Annotated in this window: 18 protein-coding genes and 4 pseudogenes; 7 read left to right on the forward strand and 15 right to left on the reverse strand. The window is 53.4% G+C overall.

What is annotated here, in order from left to right:
* Positions 1-480 precede the first annotated feature (480 nt).
* The gene (locus O3W44_RS20210; protein WP_269294570.1) at positions 481-972 is read left to right on the forward strand and encodes a helix-turn-helix domain-containing protein; all 492 of its coding nucleotides are present in this window, start codon (positions 481-483) and stop codon (positions 970-972) included.
* Positions 973-1,734: 762 nt separating this feature from the next.
* Here O3W44_RS20210 and O3W44_RS20215 read toward each other — a convergent pair.
* Positions 1,735-2,010 carry a hypothetical protein gene (locus tag O3W44_RS20215; RefSeq protein WP_269294571.1) on the reverse strand — a complete coding sequence of 92 codons (276 nt, stop codon included), beginning with the start codon at positions 2,008-2,010 and terminating at the stop codon, positions 1,735-1,737.
* 417 nt (positions 2,011-2,427) lie between these two features.
* Here O3W44_RS20215 and O3W44_RS20220 point away from each other — a divergent pair, with 417 nt between their 5' ends.
* The 3 genes from O3W44_RS20220 to O3W44_RS20230 are packed head-to-tail and all read left to right on the forward strand — an operon-like array spanning position 2,428 to position 3,836.
* Positions 2,428-2,943 carry a DUF2913 family protein gene (locus O3W44_RS20220; RefSeq protein ID WP_269294572.1) on the forward strand — a complete coding sequence of 172 codons (516 nt, stop codon included), beginning with the start codon at positions 2,428-2,430 and terminating at the stop codon, positions 2,941-2,943.
* Positions 2,944-2,973: 30 nt separating this feature from the next.
* Positions 2,974-3,513: a hypothetical protein gene (locus tag O3W44_RS20225; RefSeq protein WP_269294573.1), complete on the forward strand. Its 540-nt coding sequence runs from the start codon at positions 2,974-2,976 to the stop codon at positions 3,511-3,513.
* A gap of 53 nt (positions 3,514-3,566) precedes the next feature.
* Positions 3,567-3,836: a hypothetical protein gene (locus tag O3W44_RS20230; protein ID WP_269294574.1), complete on the forward strand. Its 270-nt coding sequence runs from the start codon at positions 3,567-3,569 to the stop codon at positions 3,834-3,836.
* A 554-nt stretch (positions 3,837-4,390) separates the two neighbouring features.
* On the opposite strand, the gene O3W44_RS20235 is transcribed toward O3W44_RS20230, so the two are convergent.
* The gene (locus O3W44_RS20235) at positions 4,391-5,182 is read right to left on the reverse strand and encodes a hypothetical protein (protein ID WP_269294575.1); all 792 of its coding nucleotides are present in this window, start codon (positions 5,180-5,182) and stop codon (positions 4,391-4,393) included.
* Between the two features lie 695 nt (positions 5,183-5,877).
* Between O3W44_RS20235 and O3W44_RS20240 the strand changes: the two genes are divergently transcribed.
* Positions 5,878-6,867, forward strand: coding sequence for a tyrosine-type recombinase/integrase (locus O3W44_RS20240; protein WP_269294576.1), 990 nt, complete (start codon positions 5,878-5,880; stop codon positions 6,865-6,867).
* A gap of 420 nt (positions 6,868-7,287) precedes the next feature.
* Here O3W44_RS20240 and O3W44_RS20245 read toward each other — a convergent pair whose 3' ends face one another.
* Positions 7,288-7,698: a LysR substrate-binding domain-containing protein gene (locus O3W44_RS20245; RefSeq protein WP_331283448.1), complete on the reverse strand. Its 411-nt coding sequence runs from the start codon at positions 7,696-7,698 to the stop codon at positions 7,288-7,290.
* Positions 7,699-7,716: 18 nt separating this feature from the next.
* Between O3W44_RS20245 and O3W44_RS20250 the strand changes: the two genes are divergently transcribed.
* Positions 7,717-8,298 carry a hypothetical protein gene (locus tag O3W44_RS20250; RefSeq protein WP_269294577.1) on the forward strand — a complete coding sequence of 194 codons (582 nt, stop codon included), beginning with the start codon at positions 7,717-7,719 and terminating at the stop codon, positions 8,296-8,298.
* The gene (locus O3W44_RS20255; RefSeq protein ID WP_269294578.1) at positions 8,298-8,672 is read left to right on the forward strand and encodes a hypothetical protein; all 375 of its coding nucleotides are present in this window, start codon (positions 8,298-8,300) and stop codon (positions 8,670-8,672) included. Before O3W44_RS20250 ends, O3W44_RS20255 begins: the two co-directional genes overlap by 1 nt.
* A 56-nt stretch (positions 8,673-8,728) precedes the next feature.
* Here the strand turns inward: O3W44_RS20255 and O3W44_RS20260 are convergent, their stop codons facing one another.
* The 12 genes and pseudogenes from O3W44_RS20260 to O3W44_RS20315 form a co-directional block, all read right to left on the reverse strand.
* Positions 8,729-9,247, reverse strand: a complete 519-nt coding sequence (locus O3W44_RS20260; RefSeq protein WP_269294579.1) for a DUF3156 family protein — start codon at positions 9,245-9,247, stop codon at positions 8,729-8,731.
* Between the two features lie 5 nt (positions 9,248-9,252).
* Positions 9,253-10,745 (reverse strand): annotated as a pseudogene (locus tag O3W44_RS20265) (APC family permease).
* A 249-nt stretch (positions 10,746-10,994) separates the two neighbouring features.
* Positions 10,995-11,363, reverse strand: coding sequence for a cupin domain-containing protein (locus O3W44_RS20270; RefSeq protein WP_269294580.1), 369 nt, complete (start codon positions 11,361-11,363; stop codon positions 10,995-10,997).
* Between the two features lie 15 nt (positions 11,364-11,378).
* On the reverse strand, positions 11,379-12,680 hold the full coding sequence (locus O3W44_RS20275; protein ID WP_269294581.1) for an NAD(P)/FAD-dependent oxidoreductase: 1,302 nt from the start codon (positions 12,678-12,680) through the stop codon (positions 11,379-11,381).
* 157 nt (positions 12,681-12,837) lie between these two features.
* Entirely contained in the window at positions 12,838-14,460 is a 1,623-nt protein-coding gene (gene pckA / locus O3W44_RS20280; protein WP_269294582.1) for a phosphoenolpyruvate carboxykinase (ATP), read from the reverse strand.
* Positions 14,461-14,503: 43 nt separating this feature from the next.
* A complete protein-coding gene (hpaC, locus tag O3W44_RS20285) occupies positions 14,504-15,022 on the reverse strand; it encodes a 4-hydroxyphenylacetate 3-monooxygenase, reductase component (RefSeq protein WP_269294583.1) in 519 nt (172 codons plus the stop codon).
* 11 nt (positions 15,023-15,033) lie between these two features.
* Positions 15,034-16,596, reverse strand: a complete 1,563-nt coding sequence (gene hpaB / locus O3W44_RS20290; RefSeq protein WP_269294584.1) for a 4-hydroxyphenylacetate 3-monooxygenase, oxygenase component — start codon at positions 16,594-16,596, stop codon at positions 15,034-15,036.
* 224 nt (positions 16,597-16,820) lie between these two features.
* Positions 16,821-17,691: pseudogene (gene hpaA / locus O3W44_RS20295) on the reverse strand (4-hydroxyphenylacetate catabolism regulatory protein HpaA).
* Entirely contained in the window at positions 17,688-19,061 is a 1,374-nt protein-coding gene (hpaX, locus tag O3W44_RS20300; RefSeq protein ID WP_269294585.1) for a 4-hydroxyphenylacetate permease, read from the reverse strand. Before hpaX ends, hpaA begins: the two are co-directional and overlap by 4 nt.
* Before the next feature lie 17 nt (positions 19,062-19,078).
* Positions 19,079-19,879 (reverse strand): annotated as a pseudogene (gene hpaI, locus O3W44_RS20305) (4-hydroxy-2-oxoheptanedioate aldolase).
* A gap of 9 nt (positions 19,880-19,888) precedes the next feature.
* Positions 19,889-20,692 (reverse strand): 2-oxo-hept-4-ene-1,7-dioate hydratase, encoded by an 804-nt coding sequence (gene hpaH, locus O3W44_RS20310; RefSeq protein ID WP_269294586.1) that lies wholly within the window; start codon positions 20,690-20,692, stop codon positions 19,889-19,891.
* A gap of 2 nt (positions 20,693-20,694) precedes the next feature.
* Positions 20,695-22,162: pseudogene (locus tag O3W44_RS20315) on the reverse strand (NAD-dependent succinate-semialdehyde dehydrogenase).
* Between the last annotated feature and the right edge of the window lie 3 nt (positions 22,163-22,165).

The raw sequence follows: 22,165 nt of genomic DNA on the forward strand, positions 1-22,165 counted from the left end.
AGTGCCGCGGATGCTTTCTTTCGTCTGCGACCGTCTGGCTTCAGTGCGCCTGACAGGCCGCTGCTTAAACTGCGTCTGGCAGGGATACGTCCGGATGGGGTGAAAAGGCGTCTTACCCGCTCCTGTCGTGCGTTGTGAGCGCCGTTGGGCTTTAAAGGGCATCTGGCAAGAGTTACGGGATTCATCGCATCAGAGATAACCCCAGAAGATAAAAGCATTTTCTGATTACTGACTAAGAGAGGGAAACTAGGAATTATTAACATGCCCTGTGGACATCCACGACCGGTACAGAATTATCCTCGTTGGTATCATTCGGGTTGTACTGGTTGGAGGTTATTATTATTTAGAGGACATCTGAGACCGGAGGGAAGAGGGTGAAACTGTCCTGTCACCTGGTGACAAATATGACTTATGCATTTGATTGCAACACCCAGAGAATTAGGTATAAATTAGTGATATTGAAACTGGCAGAGATTTCCGATGACGACCACCGCCGCTGCAACTGAAAGTGATGATGAAGCCCCTGTATCAAAAGCGGCAAGAAGCTCTGCGCGCATAGCTGATGCAAAGTGGGGGGCAACCGTCATGAAGGCAGGGTTTTGCCTGATCCCTTCTATTTTGCTTCGCTGTCAGCAACGAATCGGCCTCAACCCTACACAGCTTGCCGTGCTCCTGCAGTTAGCCGATTTCTGGTGGAGCGCAGAGAGGAAGCCTTACCCGAGTAAACAACTGCTCAGCGAAAGGCTGGGTATCAGCCCCAGACAGGTTCAGCGGTACATCGCAGAGCTCGAAGAGGCAGGTCTGATTCAGCGTATCTACCGGCAGGCTGAGCATAAGGGAAAGCTCAGTAATGAATACGATCTGTCTGGTTTAGTCGAAAAACTGAAAAAGCTGGCGCCAGAAATTATTGAGGCAAGCGAAATGAAGAAGAAGGTGACCCGTAAAGGCGGTTTGACCAAAACCAGGGCATAAAAAAACCCGCGAGGCGGGTTTAATTATTACTGCATTCTTTTGTCCCGGGGGAGGCTTTCGCCCGCTAGACCCGTGGCACTCAGGAACTATGGTATACCTAAGGAAAATACGTGTCAAACATGACTCCCCAAGACATCCAGAGAATTCGGGACGCGCTTTCAACCGCTCGCATGTCCACTTACGACCTCGCGGTAGTTGCGGGTGGTAAGTCTGCGCTCGATTTATATGCGTGGAATGCAGAAATCTCAGGCGCGCTTCTGGGGCCGCTTCACCTCTGCGAAATCGTTATACGCAATGCGGTTTCTGATGCACTCACTACAGTTTATCAGCAGAACTGGCCATGGAACCCTTCCTTTGAGCGAAGCCTGCCTCAACAGCGAAAAAATGAGCTCATTACCACAAGAAACAGACATCCGAATACGGGAAAGGTAATCCCGGATCTTACGTTTTTTTCTGGCAAAACATGTTCTCAAACAGGCACTTTGGCCGTATATGGGATCCTCATATTCAACGTATTTTCCCAAACCTGGACGCGCAGCAGCCAAACCAGCAGAAAAGGATCCATATACATGATGAGCTGGATGCAATACGGGAACTGCGCAACCGCATAGCCCACCATGAGCCTATTTTTAACCGAAATCTGCTGATGGACTACCAGAAAATTGTCGATCTGGTCATGCTAAGATGCCCGGTTACAGCACAATGGTTAATGACCAATCAGACATTCACCACTGTGCTGGGAAAGAAACCCTGAGGATCCCGTTACCAGGAAAGTTTAATGTGTGCGCTGCCAGCGGCAGGATCAATACCGATTATCTGGACGGTGTACCCATTGTCACGAATTTCCTGAATGACGGTTTCGTGGACTGATCCATGGATGTGACGTTCACAGTTCTTCATGCCAAGGCTGGCAGCCACCTGTATATCAGATTCGATGAGCTTAATGGTGTCTTTCGATACCTGCAACTTAATTTGTTCTAACACATTGTTTCCCATATTTTTTTCCGATAGTTTTGCCATATTAATTGCACTTTTCATATTTTTACTCATTTAAAAAATTAAATTTCAGGAGAGATTATCCAGGGTTTGTACAATCCCCCGGGGTCCCTCTGAGCCTTTGTCGGATGGAGTATCCGATAAGTTATCTTTCCCAACGCTCAAAATTTTCAGAAAAAATTGCCGGCACCCGCGCCTCCACTAACTGAACCCTGCTCATTATTCGAGATTAAACATCGAGTGGCCGATTTTTAATGAGTAAATGAGCTAAGTCATCCCTTGTAACTCACTGATAATTAAGTGCACAATATTGGGCGTTGATTACAAAAGCTACTGGTAAAAATTCATGAGTTCGCAAAACCTTTACGTCGATCATCTAGCGTGGTGTGGGCTTGTAGCACTCCGCATGGCCTGTAGGGATCGAGTTGTAAGCTCACCTGCGCAGGAAAATCTGTTTTTATGCCGCTGGCTCGCGATTGCGGAAAAAAACGCCTGTTTCGGAAGGAACTGGCATCAGATATCAAGTGGTTGCTTACTGAAGGGCGTGAAAAGGGCCTCAGGGCCGACCTTCCAGGCAAACTTGAGTATCTATGGAGAGCTAGCAGGGGTGATTTACTTGAGCAAAATGACCTGTTCCGCTTACAACATGTTATTCACGCCATCAAACTCACCGGCATTAACTATGGCGTACTGACGGAGACGGAATGGAAGGGTAAACACGCCGTCAAGATAAGTGAAACAGCGCAGGGGATTTATTTTCGGAAATCAGACCTAGATTCAGCATTTAACAGTGAAGGTAAACAAATAAAAGCTCTGGCTGTACGCATTACCGCTAATTTATCCACTGTTGACGGAGTTTTAACCCGTGCAGGATGGATTCGAGAGAGTGGAGAAGATCCATCCACTAATCACTGTTTACTTGCAAACGGTAAGCCTTGCATGTCTGATGCAGAGAAGCAGATAACAACCAAGTAGCCTATCCACAATATAATTTCAAGGAAAATAATGCTGGGCACTATTTCAAAAGATGATCTTGAGAAGATTAATGAACTTTTCAAAATGACATTTAGAATTAGTTTAATAATAGGAGGCTTAGTTATGATGTCCTATTATTATACGATTGGTTTTTTTCCTTATGATCTGAGCATTGGTGATGGATTGCTGTTCATTGGGGTAGCCATCACTTTTGGCTTCATCGACATACTTATCACCACTCTTTTCAGCTGTGTAGGATTTAAGTTGAGAGGGTTGCTGTTAGTTGCAAAAAAAATATATACAAAACTCAGAAAAGAAAACAAATCAGACGATGACCAGTTTACTTTGATTCCAAAGAAGACTGAAGGAGTAATTTGGATTCCTGCTCTATTAGGATGGCTTTATATTTTAAAAATCTCGCTCACTGATAACTTATTGAATACGATTACATCATTTATAATTTTAACATTCTTAGCATGGCTTTGCGCGCACAGCGTTAGCTCATATTGGGAAATAAGAGAGGAGAAATTTTCAAACCCCGCCCCGTTAAGCGTTAACAAAAAAGACTAAAAACAATCTATCTTTCAGTACTTTTGTTTTCTCCTATATTTATAGGAGGAATAATGCCAACAATGTCGACGGGAGCAATGCGACTTATGCAAATCAGACAGGATAATGTGACCGTACACATAGCAACCCCTTATACCAACTTTGTGGTGGAAGCAGGTGTTAATGGAGAAGCCAGCCCTATGGGTAAAGAGTATCTAAAATTCGAAAAAGTTGATGTGCTTTATACCGGGCCAGGTAAAAACACATTATTACGCTTCAGTAACAAAAATATGAATACCACAAAATTGACAATTCCCACGGATAAAATATATATACAGAATTAAATACAACGTCCCTAATAAGGTTATGGAATATTCAAATCCATTTGACTAATAGATGATAAAAAGAGATCTGCGTAGATAGCAGGGGGCGTCAGGCTTAATATTAAGGAGTGCTGTAAACATAATTTAACATAACTATCATTTGATGCACTCTGTTATTCGTTGGTGTTACCCTATTTTATAATAAGTAACTCATGTTTGACCGTTCAACACTGACTCACATAGGACAGGTCATGTTTCGTGAGGCGAAGGAGCTGCTTCGCCAGGCCCGTGAGTTATAGCTCAGAGCTGACTCAATTTCACTGGTTGACTAGGCTAAGCTGACACTTGCTTTTGATGAGGCCCTGCCGTACGGCTCCATCAGCAGCCGCCTCTGTGAGATCTAAGAACATCACCCAACTCTTGAACTGACCGTTCTGAATGCTTCGTCCTTATGGTCAATTTATGGCATCGGGTGTGATGGCACTGGCTTGTTGACACTTATTTGTCTTCATACACTCAATCTCGTCACGATCACATTTGTTTACGCTTCAGGAGATATCGCGGGCTGCCGGGCGTCATTTCGCTTGCTCGTTTTCAGAGAGACGACTGACGCCGCCCGCAGTAAACGGCTGACAGGCTGCAGACACATTTTCCAGCTCGGCGGCTATGTCCTTATCGTAACGGCTGTTCCAGGGAACAAAATGTAAGCGGTTTTTATAGACAGGTTTAATTTTTTGCGGACAAAGCAATCTTGTTTTGTTCAGGGAATAAACCATGATCCCCTGCACAATAAATTTATCCTTTATGCCTGACTCCACAGTATGCCAGTCTTTTTCACTGAAGATTTTTTCTGGAAAGGAAGAGCCATCAATGACGTAACTTCTGACCTTCCAGTCTGCAATGCCGGTAAACGTCATGGTCCGGTTAATAATCAGAGGAACAATTGAGGTCAGGACTGACGACAGTAATAACAGTGCGCACACAGCCGATGCCAGCGCACCGTAGCCGGCGCGGATAAGGGAGGTGCGGTTGTGAAGGAGCGAAAATATGATGCCGGGAGAGATATTTATAATGCACAGAAATATCATTGCGGATGCGACTCTAACAAAATCTTCAAAACTGTCTGTGATTTTGTCATGGTTTACTGAGTTAAGCAGCAGTACCAGCCCATAGCAGTTGAGCAGGAGCATGAACATGCCGCCTGCCGGATATGCAAAAAAATAGAGGCTTTGAATTTTAAATTTTGTCTTCTTATCTTTGTAATCCGCGACACGATTCACGGGTTTACGTAAAACGAAAAAATTAATTAACGATACACCAAAAATAAACAAAAAACAGGCCAATGAAGCAGTCCATCGGCCATCCATCTTATATTTATCTGACAAGTAGGCGATGAAAAAAACAGCAGAGATGAGTAAAATGCGTTCAGGAAAATACTGAGTCCGGATGCTGATTTTATTACATCATAGTTCCACATATAGCTGTTTTTTTGGGGGACCATAAATCCGTAGGCAATAGATGGCAGAAAAATTATAGCTGAAAACGCAATAACACTTAATGAGATGAAAAAAGATATCCCGTTGAGTATGCTGGTGTTTGCCATATCTTCCGTCAGCAAACTTGCATTATCAAAATATCCCAGATACGCCCTCAGCATAAACAACGGGGCGATAATGGATATGATACTGGTTATGACGGATATGCGTTTTAAATTCATGACATCTCTTTATAGTGTACGTTAACTCATTAGTTGAGTTTTTCATGATGATGCAATGGAAATCAATGACAGGAATAATAAATCAGGGCATAAGTATTGTAACCGGACTGCCGATGTATTTATGGAAGCAGGCTATCCCCTCTGAAGCGCCTTCTCTGAGGACGTAGCGTTATTATCCCGACCCGATATTATCAAGGAGAGTATGTCTCGGCAGAGCTTATAGCCCGCTACTTATTAAAATGTCCGTTTGAAAAAGTAGCTTTACCGACACGCATTCTGCAGGGGATAATCTGCCAGATTTCAGCGTGTGGCCATGCGGCTCACCCCATCAGACTCAGGACCAACATGACCGACTCTGTCGATGACAGCTTTCTTTTACCCGGCCTGTCCCTTGCGCCAGCAGAAGCGCAGGATGCCTTTGCCCTGACTGCTATCAACAGCAGCCCCTCACTGAATCCGGCACAGGCCTACCTGATAGGTCTTTCTTCTCCGGCGAGCCGGCAGACGATGAAATCCTTTCTGAATATCGTGGCGGGCATGCTCGGCTTTACCTCCCTGCAGAGCTGCGCCTGGGGCAGCCTGCGCCGACACCATATCCGGGGGCTGCTGGAAATGCTGCAGGTCAGCGGGCGAGCGCCAGCCACCATCAACACCTATCTGTCAGCCCTGAAAGGCACCGCCCGCGAAGCCTGGATGATGAAGCAGATGGATACGGAGAGCTGGCAGCAGATTCTGGCGGTGCGCGCAGTACGTGGAAGCCGACTGACGCGCGGACGTGCGCTGGCACCGGAAGAAATTCACGCTCTTTTTCGCAGCTGTGAACAGGACGCCGGCTGCAAAGGGCCGCGCGATGCTGCCATGCTGGCGGTCATGCTTGGCTGCGGCCTGCGCCGTTCAGAAGTAATCACTCTGGACTACGCCAGCATTCTTCATCAGGAGCAGGCGCTGCTCGTGCAAGGGAAGGGCAACAAAGAGCGTCTGGCATTTATGCCGGACAGGGTCTGGCAACGCATTCATATCTGGACCGACACCATCCGGGGCGAACAGGAGGGACCGCTTTTTACCCGCATACGTAGCGGTGACGATGTCACTTTTCAGCGCCTGACGCCGCAGGCGGTTTATCACATCCTTGGCCAGCGCCGGGTGGAAAGCGGTATCGGTGAGTGCGCGCCGCATGACTTACGCCGCACCTTTGCCTCAATGATGCTGGATAACGGGGAAGACCTGATTACCGTCCGGGATGCAATGGGGCATGCCAGCGTCACCACCACGCAGAAATATGACCGTCGCGGAGATGAGCGTCTGCGTAAGGCGGCGGACAGAATGAAGTTTTAAGAGTGGTAAAAGCAGAATTCTGATGCGGGTTGCAGATAGCGCTGGTATATAAACACCCACCAGCCTTTATACTTAACCATGCACAGGCTATCCCCATTTTCTGTGGATAAAAATATTATCAAATTAAAACAACGCGTTAATTTTTGGGTGTAATCAGTTTCTAGTTTCAGAGATTGTAGGTGCGCTGCCTGTTCTTCATTGCGGCACCTTAACATTTTCCTCGCGCCTTTGTTCTGGCGGAACAGTCGGGAAGCGTAAATACCGTCCCGGTGACACCTGTCAATGCCAGTCATATAGTTACACTGCCACCCTAATCGTACAGCCTCCCCGCTGGAGACGCAGATTCAGGCTTTATCAAATGGCGAAACTTCCGGTGACGCGATGCTCAGCGCCTAGGCTGCATGCGCGCCGGCATGCAGGCTAAGCCGCCGTACTTTTCTCAAAAAATTGCACCAGCAACTGCCAGAGATGCTGTGCAGCAGGCGTAAAACGATGATCGGCGCTGCGTAACAGGTGACATTGCCTTTCGCGCGCGATGCGATGCCGAACAGGCACGGCAACCAGATGTCGTAATGTTAACGCCTCCTCAACTACTTTTGCGGTCATAAATGCGATGCCCATTCCCGCCTGACTTAAAGCGATTGCGCTGCTAAAAAGGTTACAGCTGTATGCCGGACTTAATACCAGCCTCTCCTGGTTAAACATGACATTCATATAGCTCTGGATCCCGAAATCCTTATTCATACCAATAAGCGGATATCGGGGGAGATCGGCGACGTCAACCTGCTCCCTGAAGGCGACGGGATGATCGTTCCGGACAATCGCGCATATGGGTCCACGGTTAAAGCTGTGGCATTTGTTCCCACCGGCCTGCTCGTCGCCCGTTCCCTTGGCTTATCCCCGCTAATCGGCACGGCTCTGGTTTACCTGACATGTGCGGCCGGGTTCAACGTTTCTGTCTTAGGGCCCGCAACTACCGGCCTGACCCAGCATCTGGCGCAACTGCCGCTCTTCTCAGGCATGCTGCTGCGCGGCATAACCTGTTTACTGTTTGTCATGACGGTGATGTTTTATCTCATCATTAAAGTGAAGCGCATGCGTGCTGATGGTCAGGTTCGGACAGAGCAAAGCATGCAAAGCGATAACAATCTGGCCATTACCGGCCGTCATAAACTGATCCTGATTACCTGCGCGGTAACACTTCTGACATTTATGGTCGGCACTGTACAGCTGCACTGGGCGACCAATGAAATGTCGGCGATGTTCATTATTCTGTCGATTATTGTCGGGATAACTGGAAGCATGTCAGGCTCAGCAATTGCTAACACATTTCTTGCCGGATGCTCCCAGCTGGTAAAAGGGGGATTTATCGTCGGTATGGCGGGGCAATTTCTGTCGTACTGCAGCAAGGTAATATACTGGATCCGATAGTGGGATTTTTGTCCGTTCTGCTGGCTCCTGTTCATCCGGCCATAGCCGCCGTAGGCATGTTTATTAGCGCAGCCCTGATGCATTTCGGTATTTCATCGGGATCGGGCAAGTCTGCGCTACTGATTTCTGTTTTTTCACCGCTGGGCGATAACCTGGGGCTGACGCGTCAGGTGACCGTGCAAACGGTACTGTTAGGCGAAGGGATTGTTAATTCTATCAGTCCTACTTCGGGCGTTTTGATGGCTGCGCTGGCAACCGCAAATATCTCCTTCGGCAAATGGATTAAATTTGTCGCGCCGGTGGTGGCGATCTGGTTTGTTATTTGTGTGGTAACGCTTTTAATCGGTGTGGCTGTCAACTGGGGACCCTTCTAGCGAGGTATTACAGTCAGCCAGGTAATACGGCCTGTAGCGCAAAAGAGCCAGAGCAACTAGTGCGCTGACTCTACCAACATATCAAAAGCCTCGCTTATCATCTTCAGACTACTCAGCAAAAGCACACGCTGCGACTGCTCAAGGCGTAAATAGCGCCGCAGCGGCGGCATACGGCAAATAACTTCGCTCGCCGCCCACGGCTCGATAACGCAAGACCATTGCTGCGCATCAACCGTCAGTGTAATGCTGCGATAATCGAGCTCGGCCAGCGTTTCACACAGCCGTGGAAAGCCGTTCAGCCAGGCAGCCAGCATTTGTCCCGCGGGCTGTCGCGAGCGGAACCGCACCGGTCGCCGACGCAGCCACCCCGGCTGATGCACCTCAATGCGGCAGTGCGTTGTCTGTGGCGCTTCGCCTCGGCAGCTAAAGTGGCTGCTGATAATCGAGGCCATAAACAGCCGTCGGGTGCGCAGCCCGATCATCACCTGTTGTTTTGCGCCCAGCTGCAGGTGAAAACCATCGTTTTGTTGGCTCAGCGGCCAGCCAGCAAGATCGCGTGCAAGGGCTGTCAGCATGGCAGTTACACCAGCGAACGCAGCACGTCAGGCACCGCTGGCGCAGGGTCGCCGTGGCGCGCAAATGCGCGATCCAGCACCTCTTCAACCGCCACCGGTCTAAAGGGGTTCACGCGCTGCACCAGCACCGTCCACACAAGCGCGTAGCCTGCGGTCACCGCCAGCATAATGCCGAACGGGATGAGGATATCGCTCTTGTTCATTCCCGGCGGCGTAATATTCAGAATGGCGATGATAATGCCCGCGCTGGAGATGATTTGCGGTAGCGGAAACAGTGGCGAACGATAGGCGCGTGGCAGATCCGGGCGGCGCAGGCGCAGCAGCACCACCGACAATGTCACCAGCAGATAAGCGACGCCCCAGGCGCATACCGCCGCGAGGATCAGCGGCACTATACGGTCGAGATTGCCCTGAAGATACCACGCATGCAGGCAGGGAATTGCAACCGCGACCGCGATCGCTACCAGCGGCGTTTTAAAGCGCGGGTGAAGCCAGGTAAGCACGCGCGGCAGCGCGCCATCCAGTGCCATACCATAGAGAATGCGCGGCACGGCGGCCATTAGCGTATTAATCGTGGCCGCGCCCGCCATTAGCAGACCGAAGCCCAGCCAGTATTGACCAAAGTCGCCCATTACGCGATGGGCGAAGGCGGGATCGCCAGCGGCGTGTCGAGCAGATGCACGCCGCTGGCGGCGTCGACCACCACGTTTTCAACCTGGCGATTGATCGCCGCGCCGTACAAAAACATGCAGGAGGCGACGCCGCACAGGCCGAGCGCCATGGCGCGCGGAATAGTGCGATGCGCCTGTTTGATTTCCGGTGCCATAGGAGTCACCAGTTCGCAGCCGACAAACATAAACATAGCCATGCCGATATAGCCGAACAGTCCGGAAATGTCATGCAGATCCAGCGCGTTGCCGAACCACCCTGAATGGTGCGTTGCTGGCACCATCAGCACGCCACAAAGGCCGAAAATGGCCAGCGTGGCCCACATCACAAACGTCAGTACCACTTCAACCTTGCCGAAAATCTCAACGCCGAGCGCGTTAAGAAGGCCAAACAGAATAACCAGGCCAACACCTACCAGCCAGGTGCTGTGGTGAGCATCAAGATGCGCATTAATCGATTCGAAGTTCACCAGCGCCATAATTCCCGAAAGAATGGTTTCCGCCGTTCCGGCAAAAATATGTACGATCAGATAGGCGCATAGCGCGCCGACAATGGCGAAGAAACGGCCCATGCCGCAGGAGATATAGTCGTAGACCGATCCAGTGGTCGGCATCAGCGTGGCCGCTTCGGAGAACGTTGTGATTTGCGCCTGCATCATAATAAAAGCGATCAGTACCGCAAGCGCGAAGGTGTCACCGCCCATGCCGAAGCCGCTGGTAACGGTCAGGATTACCGGGCTGGCCATAATCAACCCCACCGAACTGGCTAAGGTTGTTGGAAAACCTACTACGCCGCGCTCAAGAAGCGACCTAAGTTTGTTATTGTTCATACTTACCCCGGAAACATGATTAACGGTGATACGCTCAGGCTCATTAAAAGCAGGCTTGGGTACAGGGGAATATCGTCCGAAGGAATGAGATTCGAACGATCAGACAGGGCTTAATGTTTTGTTATCAGAGTGTTACTTAAGTTTTGTTCTGTCATCTGTTTTTCACATGAACGTGATCTTCTACGCGTTTTTAAGCGCAGGCTAAAGCAGAGTAAAGGGGAGACGGCGGCTCGGGAGCCGCCCAGTGAACTAGCGTGATTCAACGTTGGCGAGGTAGCACTTAACAAAGCGCGGCGTCAACACTTTCCACAGGACTGCAGTGCCCTGTTCGGCAAACCAGGTATCGCCTTTCTGGTAGCGCGTGGTTTCTCCGGTGGCTTCGACCGTTAGCTCTACTTCTCCCTCCAGCACAGTGGCCTGTTCAGTGAATGGATAGGTCATGCTGAAACTGCCTTGCGTTGACGAGAACAGGCCACAGGAGAAGGCATCCTGCGGTTCGCCATAAATCATCAGGCCCGCCACCTGCGGATCGCCCTCTATCGGTGTGGCACCAAGCAGGCTGACGCTGCCAATCGGATGCAGGTCGGGGATGGGATCGTTTAACTTTATCGATTTCATTTTTTCTCCAGTCGGTTAGCTACGGCCTTTCCAGTAGCCAGCGGTTTGATGTAATAACTTGCCAGCCGTCACCAGCATCAGACGCATGCTGTCGCGGCCGTGAATACGGGCGTGCGGAATTTTGCTCATCAGGTCGTAGCGTGCAGAACCGCCATTTATGCCCTCCGCGAGCACTTTGCAAACGATATGCGACGGCGTAACACCAAAACCGGAGTAGCCCTGCACATAGAACACGTTGTTATGCTGACTCAGGGTGCCGATTTGCGGGAACAGATTGGCGCTGCACGCCATCGGACCGCCCCAGGCGAAATCGATCTTTACGTCGCGAAGATAAGGGAAAACCTCCAGCATTAGCGTGCGGTTCCAGGCTGAAAAATCGCGCGGCGTGTACTCAACGAAGCGTGTAGCACTGCCAAACAGCAGGCGGTTTTCGCGGGTCAGACGGTAATAGTTGATTACGGGACGAATATCGCTGAATGCGCCGCGGATAGGGCTGAGGCGTTCCACCAGCTCATCGGAAAGCGGCTCGGTGGCAATCTGATAAGAGTACGTCACCAGCGTTTTGTTATGGATTTCCGGTTCAAGATTATTGAGGAAGCTGTCGCACGCCCACAGCAGTTTAGCGGCGCGTACGCTACCCATCGCTGTGCGGACCCGTACCTGTTTGCCGTACTCCACCTCCACTACGGGCGAAGATTCATAAATTTTCACACCCAGTGAGGTCGCGGCCTGGGCCGATCCCAGCAGCATATTAAGTGAATGAATCTGACCGCCGCCCATATGCTTAAGGGCCGCGCAGTAGACGTCCGAGCCCACTACCTTCTGAACGTCGCTTCCGGTATAAAGCGCAATATCCTGGCTAGGCTCTGCGGCTTTAAACTCCTTTTCCCACTGGCGCAACGTCTTTTCCTGCCGCTTGTTGTAAGCGAGATAGCCATAGCCAGGTACAAAATCCGCATCGATCTGGTACTTCTGGATACGCTCGCGGATAATACCCGCGCCCATATTTGCCATCGCGAACAGCGACGCCATTCCTTCCTTGCCGACGTGCTTCTTTACCGCCTCGATATCATGGCCGATGCCTGCCATCACCTGGCCGCCATTGCGGCCCGTACCGCCGTAGCCCAGGTGGCGTGCTTCCAGAATAACGACGCGGGCAATGCCTTGCTCTGCCAGTTCCAGCGCGGTATTGACGCCAGAAAAGCCGCCGCCAATGATCACGACATCCGCGTCGATATCCTCAGTCAATGCTGGAAAGTGCAGATGATACTTTTTCGTGGCGCTGTAGTAGTTCAGCGCATCAATTTTGATGTTCATCCTCGTGCCCTGTCTTAAGGTCTGACCGGATGAAATAACACCACGTTGCCCAGAGCAGGTACTATCGCCCATAAGAAGGAGGCGGAATCGCCGTGAGCAGGTTATGTGGGCCAGCCCACAAAAAACCCGGCGGAGCCGGGTAAAAAAAAGCGCCTATTTAAAGACGGTCTGGGCCAGCGGCAGCAATCGCCTTGCCACGCTCCGTATTACTGAATTTAGCGAAATTATCATGGAACATGGTCGCCAGTTCGCGGGCTTTGCGTGTCCACTGGTCGGGGTTTTCCCAGCCGTTACGCGGGTCGAGCAGCTGGCGATTGACATCTGGCAGCCGCAGGGGCATTGAGAGGTTAAAGACGGGCAAAGTAGCTCGCGGTACATCATCCAGCTTGTCCTCCAGAATCGCATTAATAATCGCGCGCGTGTCTTTGATAGAGATGCGTTCGCCTCGACCATTCCAGCCAGTATTCACCATCCATACCTGCGCCTGTGACTGTTCGATGCGTTTCAGCAGCACGTCGGCATAATCATTTGGATGCAGCGTCAGGAACGCCGCGCCAAAACAGGCTGAGAAGGTTGGCGTAGGCGCGCTGATACCGCGCTCGGTTCCAGCCAGCTTAGAGGTAAAACCTGAAAGGAAGTACCAGGCTACCTGATCGCCAGTTAACTGGCTAACGGGCGGAAATACGCCAAAGGCGTCGGCCGTAAGAAAAATAATCTTCTGCGCGTGCCCGGCGGCAGAGACCGGCCTGACGCGGTTAGCGATATGTGAAAGAGGGTAGGAAACGCGAGTGTTTTCCGTTTTACTGCCGTCGGCGTAGTCAGTCTCGCCACGGGCGTTCACTACCACGTTCTCCAGCAGTGCGTCACGCCGGATCGCCTGAAAAATTTCCGGCTCGGCATCGGGCGAAAGATTGATTGTTTTAGCGTAGCAGCCGCCCTCATAGTTAAACACGCCGTCATCGTCCCAGCCATGTTCATCATCGCCAATCAGCTGACGCCGCGGATCGGTAGAAAGAGTGGTTTTCCCCGTTCCCGACAAGCCGAAGAACAACGCGACGTCGCCCTTAGCGCCAACGTTGGCGGAGCAGTGCATCGATGCGACACCGCGCGGCGGCATCAGCGTATTCATGATCGAGAACAGTCCTTTTTTCATTTCCCCGCCGTACCATGTGCCACCGATCAGCTGCATCTTTTCCGTCAGGTTAAAGGCCACAAAATTCTCGGAGTTGAGTCCCTGTTCCCGCCAGTGCGGATTGGTACACTTCGCGCCGTTCATGACCACAAAATCGACTGGAAAGTTGCGTAGCTCATCGGCTGTAGGACGGATAAACATATTGGTGACAAAGTGCGCCTGCCAGGCAACTTCCATGATAAAGCGTACGCCGAGCCGCGTTTCGGGATTAGCACCGCACCATGCATCTACCACAAAGAGGCGCTTGCCGGAAAGCTGCTCCGTGACACAGGCTTTTAGCGACTGCCACACGGCTGGCGTTATGGGCTGGTTATCATTCTTGCCCAGCCCGGCGTCGGCCCACCACAGTTGGTCGCGACTGGCATCATCGCGCACAATATATTTATCTTTCGGCGAGCGGCCGGTGAATTCTCCAGTGTCGACGGCGACGGCACCGGAGGTCGTCACTGCGGCCTTCTCGTAGCCGGTAAGCGTCGGACGCGTCTCTTCTGTAAACAGCGTAGCGTAATCAGGGTTATAGATAATTTCCGCTATCTGGCGCAGGCCAAGGTGTTCCAGCGAGGCGAGCAGCGCTGCTGAGATCTCCATCTGCATTCTCCATCAGGAAAAGGGGCGCAAGCGCCCCGAAAGATCAGGCCGTCACTTCATGCTGGTGTTGCGGCGTGGCATGGAACTGACGCTTGAAATAGATCAGGCCCTGGCCTTCGCTGGCCAGCGTGATATTTTTAATCTCAAGCAGATAGACCCGATGGGTGCCGATGCTCTGTATCTGCTGGATTTCCCCCTCAAGACTGGCCAGTGCCTGTTGCAGGATCGGCTGCTGCAGCGCGCCTTCCCGCCAGCCCTCCAGCGTAAAGCGCTGCTCCATACTCAACTCGGTCATTCCGGCAAAATGACGCGCCATGTCCTCCTGCTGGTGGTTAAGCACGTTGACACACATTTTACCGTTCTGCTCAAACACCGGTACCATGGCGCTGCGATTGTTAATGCAGACCAGCAAGGTGGGCGGCGTATCGGTAACCGAACAAACGGCGGTGGCGGTGATGCCGCAGCGTCCGGCGCTGCCCTGCGTAGTGACAATATTCACGGCTGCGGGCAGGCTGGCCATCGCGTCGCGGAATTTCAGACGATGCTCTTCTTCTCTGGACATAATTACCTCGCTTACTTCAGCAGACGATCAAGTTGATTGATGTCGGTGTTGTTATGCAGATGCGGTACGGTCCAGCCGTTGCGGTCATAGTCAGCCAGGCAGCGATCCACCATCTCCATCATGCTTTTCATATTGCCGGAGCCCTGCGCATGGCGCAGACACTGCAAACGCACTTCATCCTGGCTGCCAGCGTAGTTAATCTCATACAGCTCATGGCGGCCGCCGAATTCGCTGCCAATGGCGTCCCACATTAGCTTCAGGATCTTGATACGCTGCTCATGATCCATGCCGTTGGAGCCGCGCACGTACTGCGCCAGGTAGCGGTCAATTTCCGGATTGTTCAGGTCGCGCACGCTTGAAGGCAGGTAGATCAGGCTGCTGGTCACATTGCTCTCGATGATGTTTTTGATTTTTGCGTAGGCCATCGGCGCCATTACGCGATAGGTCTGCATCGCCTGCATATCAGGCAGCCACGCGCCGTTTTTCCACGGCTGCGCCTCTGCTGCCATCGCATCGCTCAGCGACCAGAACAGGTTGCGCCACGCCACGACCTCTCCCAGCGCCGCCTGTACACCGCGAAACTCCAGCACACCAGAGCACTCAAGGCTTTTTTGCAGCAGTGCGGTCACGAAGTCGAGCTTTACCGCCAGTCGCACGCAGGCCTGCATCGGGTAGAGACGAGCGAAGCCGGCTTCGATACTCCAGCGGCGGCAGCGGTCGAAATCGCGATAAATCAAGACGTTTTCCCACGGGATAAGTACCTTATCCATTACCAGGATTGCGTCGTTCTCATCAAAGCGGCTGGAGAGCGGATAGTCGAACGGTGCGCCCGTCGCGCCCGCAACCAGTTCATAGGAGGCACGGGAGATAAGCTTCACGCCATCGGCATCCATCGGCGCGACGAACATCAGGGCGAAGCTGGGATCGTCGCCCATGACCTGGGCAGAGCCGAAGCCGATAAAGTTGTAGTGGGTCAGCGCCGAGTTGGTGGCAACCACTTTGGCACCGCTGACGATAATGCCAGCGTCTGTCTCTTTCTCGACCTTGATATAAACATCTTTTACTTCGTCTGCCGGCTTGTGACGGTCAATAGGCGGGTTAACAATCGCATGGTTGAAATAAAGGCCTGCTTCCTGAATGCGCTTATACCAGCGGCGCGCATTATCGGCATACTCGCCATAAAACTCCGGGTTAGCGCCCAGCGAGCAGCCGAACGCGGCTTTGTAATCCGGCGTACGGCCCATCCAGCCATAGGTCAGACGCGACCAGTCGGCAATAGCGTCGCGTTGCTGTCGAATTTCATCAGCAGAGCGGGCGAAGCGGAAAGTACGATGGGTATAGCCGCCGTTGCCGGTATCGGTCTGCCAGCAGAGTTTGTCGTGCGACTCAGGCGCATGCAGTGCATCGTATAGCGTAGAAACCGAGCCAGCGGCATTGCGAAAAGCCGGATGCGTCGTCACATCCTTTACGCGTTCGCCATAGATGTAAATCTCGCGTCCATCCTGCAGGCTTTTCAGGAACTCTTCCCCGGTAAAAGGACGGTTAGTGGCTGCGCGATGATCTTCAGGTTTCATAGTGTTTACCTCACAAATGGGACGCTTCGGGTACAAACGCCGAGGGTTGTTATTTAAATGTTTGCTTTGTGTTAACCGATTTAAGCGCCTGAAGCGCGGGGCCGGAAGAGAACTTTCAGGGGATTACTGGTACTTTTCACCACGGGCAGACAAAGTGAGAGCAGGATCAAATGGAATTAAAAAGGCGATGAGGTTTTTCCTCATCGCCTGATCGCGCAGGGGACTTACCGGTTACGGAACTGGCTCGGTGAACAGCCCGCCATTCGATGGAAAAAACGCGCAAAATAGGCGGGATCCTTGTAGCCCAGCGCATAGGAAATCTGGTTAACGCTGGCGCTGCTGAACAGCAGCTGGCGCTTGGCCTCGCGCAGCACGCGCTCGAAAATAAGCTTCTTGGGCGACTGGTTGGCGAAGCGGCGACACATCTCGGTCAGTCGCGACTCGCTGATGCCAAGCTCGCGAGCATAATCTGGCACTGTCAGATGCTGACGAAAACAGGCGTCAATCATGCGGTTAAAGCCGCTGAAACTGACGCATCTCCCCGCGCACGCTGGTAGCTGACAGTTCATCCGGTGGCGCTTCGCGCAGCACCTGGGTGAAGACGGCCTGCGCCAGCGACACCAGCAGTTGCTCTCTGCCCGGCGCGCGGTGTCGAAATTCTTCCGCTATCAGCGCCCAATAGTGATGCAGCGCCTCCAGCGCAGCGGGTGAAGATTCAAGCGACAGGCAGATGCCGGTGCGGTTAATTGCTTCGGCCTTGCCGGGCCACAGCGACTCCACCAGCGGCCAGATCAGCTCCTGGCGCACCGTCAGCACATGGCCGTCGCTGTCCGATTCGGTGATAAAAGCATGCGGCACCGAGGGCGGCGTCAAAACAAATAAGGGTGCCTTTAGCGCGTAAAAATGGTCGTCCAGCTGCAGGGTGATTTTGCCGGTCACCAGCATATGCAGCTGAAAAGAGCGGTCATGCCAGTGCGGATGCATGTCGCGGCCAAAAAAGCTGGCCAGCCGCGCGAAGGTCTCATAATGCACATCTTCGCCAGCGTAGCGCGCATCATATACCTTGCCGATGTCGATATTTTCAAAGCCGCTCATGGCGTCTCCCGCCGCACGCCGTGCGTCGCCGCTGGACTAACCTGCGGCTTGGCTCTGCCACTTTCGCCCATTGGAATACGTGTCAGCACTAATGCGCCCAGCATCAGCAGGCCAGCTACGAACCATAACCCTGCGCTAAAGCTACCGGTCACGTCGCGCAAAATACCTATCAGCAGCGGGCTGACTGCTGAACCGACGTTGCCCACCGCGTTAATGACCGCCAGTGCAACTGCGCGCGCGGCGAAACTGATCGCCTGATCCGGCGTGGTCCAGAAAATCGCCATTGCGGTAAAGGCGGCAGACGAGGCGATAATAATACCCGACAGCTGCAGCAGTGGATGATCGCTGGCAGAGGCAAGCAGCCAGCCAAGCGCCGCGGTCAAATAGGGCAGGATAGTATGGCGCTTACGCTCCTGCAGGCGGTCCGAGCGACGACTCCACCACACCATTGCCAGAATAGTGCAGGCCTGCGGGATTGCGGCCAGCAGGCCGATAACGATATTGCTACTGCTTTCGTTAAAGCTTTTGAGGATCTGCGGTGTCCAGATATTGATAGCGCTCAGCGTATTGGTCAGGCAAAAGTAAGCCAGGGTATAGAGCAGCACGACAGGCGTTAGCACCTCACGCCACAGCGGTTTGCGCGCAGCGAAATCTGGTTTTGGAATTTCACGCTCGCGATCCAGCATCGCCGTCAGCGCGCGCTTTTCGTCGTCGTCCAGCCAGCGCGCCTGCGCAGGGCGATCGTCGAGAAAAAACCAGGTGACCACGCCGAGAATCACTGAAGGCAGCCCTTCCAGCAGGAACAACCACTGCCAGCCTTTGAGGTTAAAGAAGCCGTCAAGTGCCAGAATATAGCCTGACAATATGGAGCCAAGCATCATGGTCACCGGCATGGCGATCATAAATAGCGCGTTGGCGCGCGCACGGTAGTGGGCTGGAAACCACCAGGTGAGATAGACCAGAATCCCCGGCAAAAAACCCGCTTCGGCGATGCCGACCAGCATGCGCAGCAGGTACAACGTTTGCGCGCTGGTGGCGAACAGCGTGCAGGTTGAGGCAATGCCCCACAGTACCATAATGCTGGCGATCCAGCGCCGCGCGCCGACGATACCTAACATAATGTTGCTCGGGATGCCGCACAGTACATAGGTGACATAAAAAAGCGTGGCCGCCAGACCGAACATCGTCGAAGTCAGACCAAGATCTTTGCCCATGGTCAGTCCGGCGAAACCAATGTTGATACGGTCAAGAAAGGAGAAAACAAACAGGACGAACAGGAAAACAATCAGACGCCTGAAGAGTTTCTTCATTACGCGCTGTTCCGTATCGGAAAGGCGTTTTTCATCATTCTGTTGCGTGGTGGTCGTCATGGTTTTCTCCCGGCGGCTTAATATACGCTCTGTTCGCCGCCTGCTGATTGCTGAAGACTGGAAGTGAATCGAGCGGCAAGCGGCTTCGGCGCTACGCGCCAGTAACGTGGTGTCGACGCCGACCGCAACGAACAGCGCCCCCGTTGTAGATAGCGCTGCGCCAGCGATTCGTTCGCCATCAGAATGCCAGGCGCTTTGCCGGCTGCGAGGATCTGCTCAATACACTGGTCGATGACCGCCTGCACCTCTGGATGTGCAGGATTGCCCATATAGCCCATGTCGGCGCTGAGATCGGCCGGCCCGATAAACACGCCATCAACGCCCTCGACTGCCAGAATTTCCGCCAGGTTCGCTACGCCCTGGCGCGTTTCAATCTGCACCAGCAGACAGATCTGCTCATCGGCCTGTTTCAGATAGTCGGGAACGCGATTCCAGCGCGAGGCGCGCGCCAGGGCGCTGCCTACTCCACGTATGCCGCGTGGCGGGTAGCGGCAGGCTTTGACTGCGCTGCGCGCGTCGTCGGCACTCTGCACCATCGGCACCAGCAGAGTCTGCGTACCGGTATCCAGCAACTGTTTGATAATTACCGCGTCATTCCACGGCGGACGCACAATGGGATGGCTGGGATAAGGTGCCACCGCCTGCAGCTGGCCAAGTACGGAGCGTACGTCGTTTGGCGCATGTTCGCCGTCAATCAGCAGCCAGTGGAAACCCGCGCCCGCTACGACTTCAGCGCTATAGCTGTTCGCCAGCCCAAGCCATAGCCCAATCTGCGGCTGCTTCGCGGCCAGCGCCTGTTTGAAGGTATTAATCAGCATGTGTTCTCCTCAGACGAAACGGCAGCTAATGGCGCCCATCACGCCGTAATCGACATGAAAGGTATCGCCTTTGCGTGCTGCGACCGGACGGGTAAAGGAGCCGCCAAGGATGATCTGTCCGGCCTCAAGCCCGACGTCATGAGGTGCCAGCTTGTTCGCCAGCCAGGCGACACCGTTGGCCGGATGGTTGAGTACTGCTGCCGCAACGCCGGACTCCTCTATCACACCGTTGCGATACATCAGCGCTGAGATCCAGCGCAGATCCAGCGCGTCCGGTTTAATCGGCCGTCCGCCCAACACCACACCTGCGTTCGCGGCATTGTCGGATATGGTGTCAAACACCTTGCGAGGGCGCTGCGACTCCGGATCGATGCCGTGACAACGCGCATCGATGATTTCCAGCGCCGGAATGATGTAGTCCGTAGCGTTATAAACATCGAATAGCGTACAGTTCGGGCCACGAAGGGGTTTCGCCAGCACAAACGCCAGCTCGACCTCCACGCGCGGCACGATAAAGCGATCGGCTGGAATGTCGCTACCGTCATCAAAGAACATATCATCGAGCAGCGCGCCGTAGTCAGGCTCGCTGATCTGCGAGCTGGCCTGCATCGCTTTAGAGGTCAGGCCAATCTTGTGACCTTTCAGTACACGGCCTTCGGCTATTTTGGTCGCTACCCATTCGCGTTGAATGGCGTAAGCGTCGTCAATGGTCATGGCGCTGTGACGCAGCGAGAGCTGGCGCGTCTGCTCGCGGCTTTGCTCCGCCTGGTGGAGCTCACGCGCCAGATTTTTAATAGTTTGTTGATCTAACATCTCTATACTCCCGTCTCGTTAATCCCGCCGAAGCAGAGATATTTCACTTCCAGATAGTCTTCAATTCCGTAGCGCGAGCCTTCGCGTCCCAGCCCGGACTGTTTGATGCCGCCAAAAGGCACCACTTCGCTGGAAATTAACCCCTCGTTGATGCCAACCATGCCGCTCTCCAGCGGCTTCGGCAACGCGCCAGCAGCGCTGCACGTTCTGCGTCCAGAAGTAAGCGGCCAGGCCGCTTTCGCTGTCATTCGCCAGTGAAATAGCTTCTTCCTCGCTGTGAAAACGGAATAGTGGGGCGACCGGACCGAACGTCTCTTCCTGGGCGATACGCATGGCGGGTGTGACGTCCGTCAGCACCGTGGGCTGCCAGAACTGGCCGCCGAGGCTGTGCGCCTGACCGCCGGTCAGCAGCCTGGCACCATGACGCAGCGCGTCGTCGATATGTTCCTCTACCTTGCGGCAGGCCGCCTGGGAGATAAGCGGACCCTGTTGCGACTGCGTATCGCTGGCAGGGCCGACTTTGAGCGCGGAGACTGCGGCGGCAAAATGTTCGGCGAAGGTGTCATAAATGCCGTCCTGCACCAGGATGCGGTTAGCACAAACGCAGGTTTGCCCGCTGTTACGGAATTTCGCCGCCAGCGCACCGGCAACGGCGCTGTCGAGATCGGCATCGTCAAACACAATCAGCGGCGCGTTGCCGCCCAGTTCAAGGGACAGTTTTTTTACCGTGTCGGCGCTTTGTGCCATCAGCAACTTGCCGATGCGGGTAGAACCGGTAAACGAGAGCTTGCGCACTATATGGCTGGCGGTAAGCGTCGCGCCTACCGCTGCCGCATCACTTGAGGTGATAACGTTAAGCACGCCTGGCGGCAAACCCGCCTCCTCGGCCAGCACCGCCAGCGCCAGCGCCGTAAGCGGAGTCTCAGCCGCGGGTTTCAGCACAACGGTGCAGCCTGCGGCGAGTGCGGGTCCAACCTTACGGGTGATCATTGCGCAGGGAAAATTCCATGGCGTGATCGCCGCCACCACGCCGACCGGCTGTTTGACAGTAACCAGACGACGCTGCGCCGACGGCGACGGAATGGTTTCGCCATAGATGCGCTTGCCCTCTTCGGCGAACCATTCGATAAAGCTGGCACCATAGCTGATTTCACCCAGCGCCTCGCTCAGCGGCTTACCCTGTTCCAGGCTGAGCAGCTGTGCCAGCTCCCGCTGATGCAATGTAATCAGCTTGAACCAGCGTTTGAGGATTGCGCTGCGCTCATGCGCCGTCGCGGCGCGCCATGTCACTAGCGCGCGTGCCGCCGCGTCGACCGCCTGACGCGTTTCTGCGGTACCGAGATCCGCTACCTGCGCAATCGCCTCGCCGTTAGCCGGATTGTGCACCGCAAAGGTGTTGCCGCTGTGCGCGTCACACCATTCGCCATTGATAAAGGCCTGCTGACGACGCAGATTAATTTCATTTTTCATCAC

This window comes from Pantoea sp. LMR881 (genome assembly GCF_027157825.1).
GTDB classification, from domain to species: domain Bacteria; phylum Pseudomonadota; class Gammaproteobacteria; order Enterobacterales; family Enterobacteriaceae; genus Pantoea; species Pantoea haifensis.

Excerpts from the sequence above, each read along its gene's own strand:
- O3W44_RS20210 (WP_269294570.1), top strand. The coding sequence starts at position 481 with ATGACGACCACCGCCGCTGCAACTGAAAGTGATGATGAAGCCCCTGTA.
- O3W44_RS20215 (WP_269294571.1), bottom strand. The coding sequence starts at position 2,010 with ATGAAAAGTGCAATTAATATGGCAAAACTATCGGAAAAAAATATGGGA.
- O3W44_RS20220 (WP_269294572.1), top strand. The coding sequence starts at position 2,428 with ATGCCGCTGGCTCGCGATTGCGGAAAAAAACGCCTGTTTCGGAAGGAA.
- O3W44_RS20225 (WP_269294573.1), top strand. The coding sequence starts at position 2,974 with ATGCTGGGCACTATTTCAAAAGATGATCTTGAGAAGATTAATGAACTT.
- O3W44_RS20230 (WP_269294574.1), top strand. The coding sequence starts at position 3,567 with ATGCCAACAATGTCGACGGGAGCAATGCGACTTATGCAAATCAGACAG.
- O3W44_RS20235 (WP_269294575.1), bottom strand. The coding sequence starts at position 5,182 with ATGGATGGCCGATGGACTGCTTCATTGGCCTGTTTTTTGTTTATTTTT.
- O3W44_RS20240 (WP_269294576.1), top strand. The coding sequence starts at position 5,878 with ATGACCGACTCTGTCGATGACAGCTTTCTTTTACCCGGCCTGTCCCTT.
- O3W44_RS20260 (WP_269294579.1), bottom strand. The coding sequence starts at position 9,247 with ATGCTGACAGCCCTTGCACGCGATCTTGCTGGCTGGCCGCTGAGCCAA.
- O3W44_RS20270 (WP_269294580.1), bottom strand. The coding sequence starts at position 11,363 with ATGAAATCGATAAAGTTAAACGATCCCATCCCCGACCTGCATCCGATT.
- O3W44_RS20275 (WP_269294581.1), bottom strand. The coding sequence starts at position 12,680 with ATGAACATCAAAATTGATGCGCTGAACTACTACAGCGCCACGAAAAAG.
- pckA (WP_269294582.1), bottom strand. The coding sequence starts at position 14,460 with ATGGAGATCTCAGCAGCGCTGCTCGCCTCGCTGGAACACCTTGGCCTG.
- hpaC (WP_269294583.1), bottom strand. The coding sequence starts at position 15,022 with ATGTCCAGAGAAGAAGAGCATCGTCTGAAATTCCGCGACGCGATGGCC.
- hpaB (WP_269294584.1), bottom strand. The coding sequence starts at position 16,596 with ATGAAACCTGAAGATCATCGCGCAGCCACTAACCGTCCTTTTACCGGG.
- hpaX (WP_269294585.1), bottom strand. The coding sequence starts at position 19,061 with ATGACGACCACCACGCAACAGAATGATGAAAAACGCCTTTCCGATACG.
- hpaH (WP_269294586.1), bottom strand. The coding sequence starts at position 20,692 with ATGTTAGATCAACAAACTATTAAAAATCTGGCGCGTGAGCTCCACCAG.